The 550-nt window shown below is 59.1% G+C and carries 1 protein-coding gene; it reads left to right on the top strand.

The window, feature by feature from the left end:
- Positions 1-120: 120 nt before the first annotated feature.
- Positions 121-550: SOS response-associated peptidase (locus NKJ11_RS33770; RefSeq protein WP_352795192.1), on the top strand; the 430-nt coding region annotated here is incomplete at its 3' end.

Raw genomic sequence — 550 nt, 5'->3', positions numbered from 1 at the left:
GGATGCAGCAGCATCAATCTGGATGGATGCCAACAAGGCTGCCGTCGCGGCGTGCTGCGCCAATTGGCCTGCCGATGCGGTGCCTGAGAACTTTCTCTTCCTTGAATTGGTAGAGTGAGCATGTGCGGACGCTACACGAGATATCTGACCTGGTCGGAAATCCACCGGCTATATCGACTGACGGCGCCCGCAGAAACCGGTCGCAATGATGCCCCTCGCTACAACATCGCCCCGACTGAGGAAGTCCCATTCGTCACCGCCGGCGAGAACGGCAACCACAAGCTCCGCGAGGGTCGCTGGTGGCTAGTTCCTTTCTGGGCGAAGGAGATGCCCAAGGCGGCGATGTTCAACGCCAGGATCGAAGGCATAGACACTGCGCCGGCCTTCCGCGATGCCTTCAAGTCGAAGCGCTGTCTGATCCCCGCCGACGGCTTCTACGAATGGACCATCTCTCCAGCAGATGGCAAAAAAGACCCTTGGCACATCTACTTGCCCGATCACGCGCCGTTCTCGTTTGCCGGCCTGTGGGCCTACAATTCCAACCTCGAAA

Origin of the sequence: Mesorhizobium sp. M0243, from assembly GCF_040321775.1 — a bacterium.
In the GTDB taxonomy this organism is placed as follows: domain Bacteria; phylum Pseudomonadota; class Alphaproteobacteria; order Rhizobiales; family Rhizobiaceae; genus Mesorhizobium.
This window is presented reverse-complemented; position numbering and strand designations above follow the sequence as displayed.